This window comes from Streptomyces sp. NPDC057428 (assembly GCF_042803195.1).
Taxonomy (GTDB): Bacteria; Actinomycetota; Actinomycetes; order Streptomycetales; family Streptomycetaceae; genus Streptomyces.
The window spans coordinates 1-7,924 of sequence record NZ_JBHVCT010000153.1 but is presented as its reverse complement, the minus strand read 5'-3'; the positions used below and the strand labels follow the sequence as shown (position 1 = coordinate 7,924).

9 protein-coding genes are annotated in these 7,924 nt (G+C 68.5%); 4 read left to right on the top strand and 5 right to left on the bottom strand.

What is annotated here, in order from left to right; translation table 11 throughout:
• Positions 1-47: 47 nt before the first annotated feature.
• Entirely contained in the window at positions 48-728 is a 681-nt protein-coding gene (locus ACFU5K_RS30535; protein ID WP_327116183.1) for a response regulator transcription factor, read from the bottom strand.
• The gene (locus tag ACFU5K_RS30530) at positions 725-1,993 is read right to left on the bottom strand and encodes a sensor histidine kinase (RefSeq protein ID WP_384067581.1); all 1,269 of its coding nucleotides are present in this window, start codon (positions 1,991-1,993) and stop codon (positions 725-727) included. Before ACFU5K_RS30530 ends, ACFU5K_RS30535 begins: the two co-directional genes overlap by 4 nt.
• Before the next feature lie 199 nt (positions 1,994-2,192).
• Here ACFU5K_RS30530 and phoU point away from each other — a divergent pair, with 199 nt between their 5' ends.
• Positions 2,193-2,870, top strand: a complete 678-nt coding sequence (phoU, locus tag ACFU5K_RS30525; RefSeq protein ID WP_384067578.1) for a phosphate signaling complex protein PhoU — start codon at positions 2,193-2,195, stop codon at positions 2,868-2,870.
• Between the two features lie 269 nt (positions 2,871-3,139).
• Positions 3,140-3,280 carry a hypothetical protein gene (locus ACFU5K_RS30520; protein WP_327116189.1) on the top strand — a complete coding sequence of 47 codons (141 nt, stop codon included), beginning with the start codon at positions 3,140-3,142 and terminating at the stop codon, positions 3,278-3,280.
• A gap of 75 nt (positions 3,281-3,355) precedes the next feature.
• On the opposite strand, the gene ACFU5K_RS30515 is transcribed toward ACFU5K_RS30520, so the two are convergent.
• Positions 3,356-4,720 carry an MDR family MFS transporter gene (locus ACFU5K_RS30515; protein ID WP_384067574.1) on the bottom strand — a complete coding sequence of 455 codons (1,365 nt, stop codon included), beginning with the start codon at positions 4,718-4,720 and terminating at the stop codon, positions 3,356-3,358.
• Positions 4,721-4,923: 203 nt separating this feature from the next.
• Here ACFU5K_RS30515 and ACFU5K_RS30510 point away from each other — a divergent pair, with 203 nt between their 5' ends.
• Positions 4,924-5,685: a phosphoglyceromutase gene (locus ACFU5K_RS30510; RefSeq protein WP_384067571.1), complete on the top strand. Its 762-nt coding sequence runs from the start codon at positions 4,924-4,926 to the stop codon at positions 5,683-5,685.
• 82 nt (positions 5,686-5,767) lie between these two features.
• Here the strand turns inward: ACFU5K_RS30510 and ACFU5K_RS30505 are convergent, their stop codons facing one another.
• Together ACFU5K_RS30505 and ACFU5K_RS30500 are read right to left on the bottom strand one after the other, a co-directional pair.
• Positions 5,768-5,890: a hypothetical protein gene (locus ACFU5K_RS30505; RefSeq protein WP_384067568.1), complete on the bottom strand. Its 123-nt coding sequence runs from the start codon at positions 5,888-5,890 to the stop codon at positions 5,768-5,770.
• 325 nt (positions 5,891-6,215) lie between these two features.
• A complete protein-coding gene (locus ACFU5K_RS30500) occupies positions 6,216-7,274 on the bottom strand; it encodes a TerC family protein (RefSeq protein ID WP_384067565.1) in 1,059 nt (352 codons plus the stop codon).
• Between the two features lie 230 nt (positions 7,275-7,504).
• On the opposite strand from ACFU5K_RS30500, the gene ACFU5K_RS30495 reads away from it, so the two are divergent.
• The gene (locus ACFU5K_RS30495) at positions 7,505-7,723 is read left to right on the top strand and encodes a hypothetical protein (protein ID WP_384067562.1); all 219 of its coding nucleotides are present in this window, start codon (positions 7,505-7,507) and stop codon (positions 7,721-7,723) included.
• Positions 7,724-7,924 lie beyond the last annotated feature (201 nt).

The following is a 7,924-nucleotide window of genomic DNA, read 5'->3' as shown; positions in this document are numbered from 1 at the left end:
GTGTCTCCGACCGGAGACACCCCACCACGCCGCTTCCGGCCCCCGGTTTACGGCTCGAACTTGTAGCCCAGGCCGCGCACCGTCACGAGGTAGCGCGGCGCCCCCGGATCGGGCTCGATCTTCGCCCGGAGCCGCTTCACGTGGACGTCCAGGGTCTTGGTGTCCCCGACGTAGTCCGCGCCCCACACCCGGTCGATCAGCTGCATACGTGTGAGCACGCGGCCGGCGTTGCGCAGCAGCATCTCGAGCAGGTCGAACTCCTTCAGCGGGAGGTCGACCTTGCCGCCGGACACGGTGACGACGTGGCGGTCCACGTCCATCCGGACCGGACCGGCCTCCAGGGCCGCCGGCGTGATCTCCTCCGGCTCGCCGCGACGGCGCAGGACCGCACGGATGCGGGCCACCAGCTCCCGCGACGAGAAGGGCTTGGTCACGTAGTCGTCGGCTCCTATCTCCAGGCCGACGACCTTGTCGATCTCACTGTCCTTGGCGGTGACCATGATCACCGGGACGTTCGACCGCACGCGCAGCTGACGGCAGACCTCCGTACCGGGCAGGCCCGGCAGCATCAGGTCGAGGAGCACCAGGTCGGCGCCGTTGCGTTCGAACTCGTCGAGGCCGTCCGGGCCGGTGGCCGCGATGGCCACCTCGAAACCTTCCTTGCGCAGCATGTAGGACAGGGCGTCGCTGAAGGATTCCTCATCCTCGACGACAAGCACTCGGGTCACGGAAGAGCCTCCGGGGCAGGAAATGGTTCAAAAGTATCGGTCTCGTACGGCCCCTCGTCGTCGACTCCGTCGTCGAAGGCGAACGGTCCGCCGTTGGTACGAGCCCTGACGACGCCCGACTCGGGCAGTCGCAGGGTGAACGTGGAGCCCTGTCCCTCGGAGCTCCAGACGGTGACCTCCCCGCCGTGCGAGGCGGCCACATGCTTGACGATGGCGAGGCCGAGACCGGTGCCACCGGTGGCCCTCGACCGGGCCGGATCGACGCGGTAGAACCGCTCGAAGACACGCTCGCGGTCCTTCTCGGAGATGCCGATGCCCTGGTCGGTCACGGCTATCTCGATGAGGTCCCCGCCGGGCGCGGCGAGCCGACGGGCGGCGATGCCGACGCGCGTACGGGCGGGGCTGTAGTTGACGGCGTTCTCCACGAGATTGCCGAGGGCTGCGGCGAGCTGGCCCCGGTTGCCCCAGACGAAGAGCTCCTCGGTGCCGCCCGAGGCCATGGTGATCTGCTTGGAGCCCGCCTGCTGGCGACACCGGTCGATGGCCTCGACGACCAGTTCCTCGACCCGTACGGGCTCGGCGTCCTCCAGTGGGTCGTCGTTCTGCACCCGGGAGAGGTCGATGAGCTCCTGCACGAGGTTGGTCAGCCGGGTCGCCTCGATCTGCATGCGGCCGGCGAACCTCTCCACCGCTTCCGGGTCGTCGGAGGCGTCCATGACGGCCTCGGAGAGCAGCGAGAGCGCGCCGACCGGGGTCTTCAGCTCATGGCTGACGTTGGCGACGAAGTCGCGCCGGACCGCTTCTATACGGCGCGCCTCCGTGAGGTCCTCGACCAGCAGCAGGACCAGGCGCGAGCCCAGCGGAGCCACCCTGGCGGAGACGGCCAGGGCCTCGCCGCGGCCCGTGCCCCGGCGCGGCAGGTCCAGCTCCCCCTGACGTATCTCGCCGTCCCGGCGGGTGTCCCTTGCCATGTGGAGCATGGGCTCCACGGCCAGGCGTCCTCCCCTGACCAGCCCCAGCGCATACGCGGCGGAGCTGGCCTTGACCACGCTGTCGCTCTCGTCGAGCACGACCGCGGACGAGCTGAGCACGGACAGGACGGTGTCGACCCCCGGGGGGAGCGGGGCGTTGCTGTCCGGCCGCAGGGACGTGCGCGTGGGCCGCTTCTGCTCGCGCTCGCTCCAGCGAAACGCCAGCGCGGCGATCACACCGGTACAGAGCCCGGCGATCGCGGCAGCTGCGGCGACCGCCGCGTTCACGTCCATGCTTCAAGGTTATGCGGGCTCGCCGACACTCTCCCAGCCATCCGAGTGCCATCTCGAACACTCGTCGCCCAGAGTTCACCAAGGGGATAGTGACGGTTCACTTGGGAGGTCGGATCCCGACGCGTTGGGGCCGCACCGTGGCAACGTGGGGGTCGGCCCAGTGACCCCGGCCTCAGTAAGGATCTGGAGAGGGACTTCCATGCGCGACGCATATCACGAGGAACTCGATTCGATCGGCGAAGGCCTGGTCGAGATGGCCCGCCTCGTCGGCTCGGCCATCGGGCGGGCGACGACGTCCATGCTCGACGCCGATCTCAAGCTCGCCGAGAGCGTGATCGCCGCGGACCAGAAGGTCGACGACCTCCAGCACGACCTGGAGGCACGCGCCATCGCGCTGCTGGCCCGGCAGCAGCCGGTCGCCACGGATCTGCGGATCGTGGTGACCTCGCTGCGGATGAGTGCCGACCTGGAGCGGTCGGGCGACCTAGCCCAGCACGTCGCCAAGCTCGCGCGGCTCCGCTTCCCGGCCACCGCCGTGCCCGCCGACCTGCACGCGACCATCCTGGAGATGGGCCAGCTCGCCCAGCGGCTGATGGCGAAGTCCGCCGAGGTCATCATCACCAAGGACGTCGACCTGGCACTCCAGCTGGAGCAGGACGACGACGAGATGGACCTGCTGCACCGCACGCTGTTCCAGCACCTGATGGACGACCGCTGGAAGCACGGCATCGAGACGGCCGTCGACGTGACGCTGCTCGGCCGGTACTACGAGCGATTCGCCGACCACGCCGTGTCGGTCGCCAAGCGCGTCGTGTACCTGGTTACGGGCGAGCACGCGGACGAGATGCAGGCTTCGACCTCGGTGGAGGGGGCGTAGGTATCGGTCCTCGGTGAGGGGGCGTACGGAGATTCAGGCCCCGACGAGGAGACCGAAAGGGGCTCCGACCTCGGCGAAGGGGGCGTGGCCGGCGCAGTCGCCCTCGCTTCCGTACGTCCGTTCCCCTACGTGCGCCGTTGATGCGCCCTCCTGGCGGGGCATGCAATGGGTGCGGGGGCGGCGCGCCATGCCGTACATCCCCCGTCGTCGGCATGCGCGCCGTGCGCTCGTGCCGTACGCCGTCGAGTCGTACCCCCTGAGGAGGGACCATGGCCGATTCCCCCGTGACCGAACCCCAGCAGGAGCCTCCGACCGAAGTGGTGCATCTGACCGTGCTGGGGGCCTGCGGCTGCGGCTCGGGCTGCGGGTGCGGCTGCCAGTCCGGCGCCCCCTGCCAGTGCGGCGGCTGACCCGGGCCCGGTAACGCGACGGCGGGGCCCCGCGACGGACGCGTATCCGTCGTGGGGCCCCGCCGTCGTGCTCGCTCAGAGGGACGGTCCCGCACTCCCGGGCCCGGCGGCCACGGCCCGGTCGGCGGGCAACGCCTCGGGGGCCACGGTGACGGCGGGTGCGGCGAGTGCCGCCTGGGTCGCGGGCGCGGCGGGTACCACGGGAGCCACCTGCGCGGGCTTCACCGGACCCGGCAGCTCCAGGTTCCGCATCAGCAGCCAGTAGCCGCCCGCGGTCACCGTGCCCAGCACCGCGCAGGTCCCCCAGAGCCACGCTGCGCCGTAGTGGTCGATGACGAAGCCGGACATCAGCGGGGCGACCAGCGCCGCCACCGACCAGGACATCGTGTACATCCCCTGGTAGCGGCCACGGCCGTGCGAGGGGGACAGCTGTACGACGATGCCCGTCTGCGTCGGCGCGTTGACGATCTCCGCGAGGGTCCATACGCAGACGGTCAGCGCGTACACCCCGACGGATCCAGCGAAGGCGGTCAGCCCGAATCCGTACCCGGCGAGCAGGGACGAGATGATCAGCAGCCGACGCGGGTCACGGTGCTGGATGAAGCGGGTCACCGGGATCTGCAGGACCACGATCAGCACACCGTTGACGGCTATGGCCGTGCCGAAGTCCGAGGCGGACAGCCCGTCCGTACCCATGGCCACCGGCAGCCCGACGTAACCCTGCTGGAAGATCAGCGCGCCGAGGAAGGACAGCCCGACAACGCCCATGTAACGCCCGTCGAGCAGGACCGTGCTCAGACGCACGTCGTCCGGCGGGCGCACCCCGGCGATCCGGGGCGCCTGTTCGGGCCTGGACTCCGGCACCTTGAGGAAGACGACCACGGCGCACAGCAGGGTCAGGGCGGCTTCGCCCATGAAGCCGGCGAGGTAGCTGTACTCGGCGATGAACCCCGCACCGGCCGACGAGACGGCGAAACCCAGGTTGACGGCCCAGTAGTTGAGCGAAAAGGCCCGGACCCGGTCCTCGGGCCGGACGATGTCGGCCATCATCGCCTGCACGGCGGGCCGTGAGGCGTTGCTCGCCATACCGACGACGAACGCCACGCCCGCGATGGCCACCGGGTGCACCATGAACCCGAGCACGGCGACGGACACCGCGGTCGACAACTGCGCGATCAGCATCGTCGGCCTGCGGCCGAGCCGGTCCGTCATCACTCCAGCACCCAGCGCCGAGACGGCCCCGCCGAGCCCGTAGAGAGCTGCGACGAGACCGGCGTACGAGGCCGAGTAGCCCCGGTCCAGGGTCAGGTAGAGCGCCATGAACGTGGCGACGAAAGCCCCGAGGCGGTTGACCAGCGTGCTGGTCCACAGCCACCAGAACTCCCTGGGGAAGCCGGCGACCGTCTCGTGTGCCGCCTTTCTGAGACCGGCGACGGACATAGGAGCTCCCCCAGGGGCGTAGGGCGTAAGGAATGGACGCGGACCTGTAAGCGGTACCGCGGCAGACCGAACATTACGAAGACCGATTCCCCGACCGCCACTCGATTGACGCCGCCCGTCAATCGTCACGCCCGCTCGGCGGCCGTGGTCCGCCCCTTGACCGGGCGCGCGGCGCCCGTACGGGTTCGATTACGCTCGGACCCATGGCCGACGCACCGTACAAGCTGATCCTCCTCCGCCACGGCGAGAGCGAATGGAACGCGAAGAACCTGTTCACCGGATGGGTGGACGTAGACCTCACCGACAAGGGCGAGAAGGAGGCGGTACGCGGCGGTGAGCTGCTCAAGGACGCCGGCCTGCTCCCCGACGTCGTGCACACCTCCCTCCAGAAGCGCGCGATCCGCACCGCCCAGCTCGGGCTCGAGGCAGCGGACCGCCACTGGATCCCCGTCCACCGCTCCTGGCGGCTGAACGAGCGCCACTACGGCGCGCTGCAGGGCAAGGACAAGGCCCAGACACTCGCCGAGTTCGGCGAGGAGCAGTTCATGCTGTGGCGCCGCTCGTACGACACCCCGCCGCCGGCGCTCGCGGACGGCGCGGAGTTCTCGCAGAGCGCCGACCCGCGCTACGCGACGATCCCGACGGAGCTGCGCCCGCGCACGGAGTGCCTCAAGGACGTCGTCGAGCGCATGCTGCCGTACTGGTACGACGGCATCGTCCCGGACCTCCTCGACGGCAAGACCGTCCTGGTCGCCGCCCACGGCAACAGCCTCCGCGGCCTGGTGAAGCACCTGGACGGCATCTCCGACGACGCCATCTCGGGCCTCAACATCCCGACCGGCATCCCGCTCTCCTACGAGCTGGACGCCGACTTCCGCCCCCTGAAGCCGGGCGGCACATACCTGGACCCGGACGCGGCAAAGGCTGCGATCGAGGCCGTGAAGAACCAGGGCAAGAAGAAGTAACGCGACACCGACAAGCCCCCGACCTGCGATTTTCTCGCGGGGCGGGGGCTTTTGGGTGGGCTCATGGGCCGCCTGTGGGCCCTCAGACGTTGCGAGCGCGCCGCCACTCACAGGCGCCGGGTGATGTCTCGACGACCTCGCGGGGGTTGACCTCGCGGGCCTGGGCAAGCAGGTCGCGCCGCTCGATGACCCGGGTCGGTGACACGAACAACGGGACGTGACAGCGACTCCTGACAACGGCCCGTCGTGCACGGACACCCGCGCTGCCGATCGGCTACCGGGCGGTTGAGTGCTTGTGACTGGGGTCCAACCGGAAGTCGCGGCAGTCGCGATTCCGGCATGCACCCGGGCCCCACACGGGAACGAATATGCCGAGGGTCTTGTGGCGGTGGACCGCGACCGGCACGGATTGCTTGCAGGCCGGGCACACGTACGCTTCGATCCTTTGCTTATCCTTTGTCATATATTTACGATATGCCTGTTTTGGCATGTACGAAAGTGCCGTGCCTCCCGCCGAGAGATCGGAGCGCTCAAGGGCCCGGGTCTCTGTCCGGTGGACCTGCAAGAGGTTCGGGTTCATCCACACGTGGAGAACCGGGCTCCTCGGTGGTCGCGGAGGCGGCCTCCTGCGCGTCAGTCTGTTCCACAGCACTTGCCACGGCGGGCCTTCTGAGGCTGAGCACCACGGAACCTGCCAGGACGACGACGATGACCGCGAGGCTGATCAGTGAGGGGATTTCCGGGATGTCAGGGCTGATCAGCTTGTGGGACGCCTGGAGGATGAGCTTCACGCCGATGAAGGCGAGGATGATCGCCAGGCCCTTGCTCAGGTAGTGGAAGCGTTCCAGAAGGCCGGCGAGCATGAAGTAGAGGGCTCTCAGGCCAAGGATGGCGAACGCGTTGCTGGTGTAGACGATGAAGGCGTCGTCACTGACCGCAAGGACGGCAGGAACACTGTCGACAGCGAAGATCAGGTCGGCGGCCTCGATGGCCGCGACCACCGCGAGCAGCGGAGTCGCCATCCTCTTGCCGGCTTCTTTGACGAAGAACTTCGCCCCGGCGTACTCGTCCCGCACCGGGATGATCTTGCGGAGCATCCGCACCGCGAAACTCTTGCCCGGGTCGAAGCTCTCCTCCTCGTCCTTGAGGAGCTTGTAGGTGCTGTAGAAGAGCACTGCCGCGAAGGCGAACAGCACCGCGGTGAAGCGGCTGACCACGGCCACACCGAGGGAGAGGAAGATCCCGCGGAAGACGAGCGCGCCGATGACACCGAAGAACAGCACGCGGTGCTGGTAGGCGCGAGGCACCTTGAAGTAGGCGAAGATCACGGCAAAGACGAACAGATTGTCGACCGACAGGCTCTTCTCCAGCAACCAGGCTGTCGTGTACTCGGTACCCGCAGTGGTGCCGAGTACGAGGAAGACAACCGCGCCGAAGATCAGGGCGAGGCCTACCCACAGCCCGCTCCAAGCAGCTGCCTCTTTGAAATGGATGACATGCGCGGTGCGGTGGGACAGCAGGTCTACCGCCAGCGACACGACCACCAGCACAGCGAACGTCCCCCACAACCAGAGCGGGACCTCAAGCACGACGAACACCTCACTACGACATGGGGGAAATGCACGCGCGATGGCACGAGGTCACCGCTTCCACCTCGATGCCGGAGACCACTCGGTGACCACTCGGTGACCGTGACCATCTACGGCGGCCCCCCGGAGCTCGTCGGGCTCCTTGTCGAGGCAAAGAGACAGTCACGCTCCACTGCACAGGAACGCCCCAGCTCGTCACGGGAGAGCTACCCACGGGTCCGCACCTGTCCGTGATCAGACATATCACTCCCGGCCACGGCGCGCCCCGCTGCGCGGCCGCCGGCCCCCTCACCGCCACCCAACTCGCCCTGGCCCAGCTCCCCGAGCGCCACCGGCCCACACTGATCCGTACCGACTCCGCGGGCGGCACCCAGCGAAGCCGTGTTGGCCGCCGCCCCTTCAGCACACAGCCGCTCGTCTTCGGTCTCCACCGGGACCGCACCCGCTAACGTGACCCCCACACCTGCCCGTTACCCAGGTGCACACCCCTTGCCGTACGGGCAGGCGGGGCGCGGAGAGCAAGGAGATCGGGGAGAACGTCATGGGCGAGTCTCTGTCCCGAATCCGCAGGTAGTGCGGGGTGTGTGGCAGCTGATATGGCGACAGGTGCACTTTGCCGGTGAGAAGATCGAGGTTCCTACGCCTAATCG

Excerpts from the sequence above, each read along its gene's own strand:
- ACFU5K_RS30530 (WP_384067581.1), bottom strand. The coding sequence starts at position 1,993 with ATGGACGTGAACGCGGCGGTCGCCGCAGCTGCCGCGATCGCCGGGCTC.
- ACFU5K_RS30515 (WP_384067574.1), bottom strand. The coding sequence starts at position 4,720 with ATGTCCGTCGCCGGTCTCAGAAAGGCGGCACACGAGACGGTCGCCGGC.
- ACFU5K_RS30510 (WP_384067571.1), top strand. The coding sequence starts at position 4,924 with ATGGCCGACGCACCGTACAAGCTGATCCTCCTCCGCCACGGCGAGAGC.
- phoU (WP_384067578.1), top strand. The coding sequence starts at position 2,193 with ATGCGCGACGCATATCACGAGGAACTCGATTCGATCGGCGAAGGCCTG.
- ACFU5K_RS30520 (WP_327116189.1), top strand. The coding sequence starts at position 3,140 with ATGGCCGATTCCCCCGTGACCGAACCCCAGCAGGAGCCTCCGACCGAA.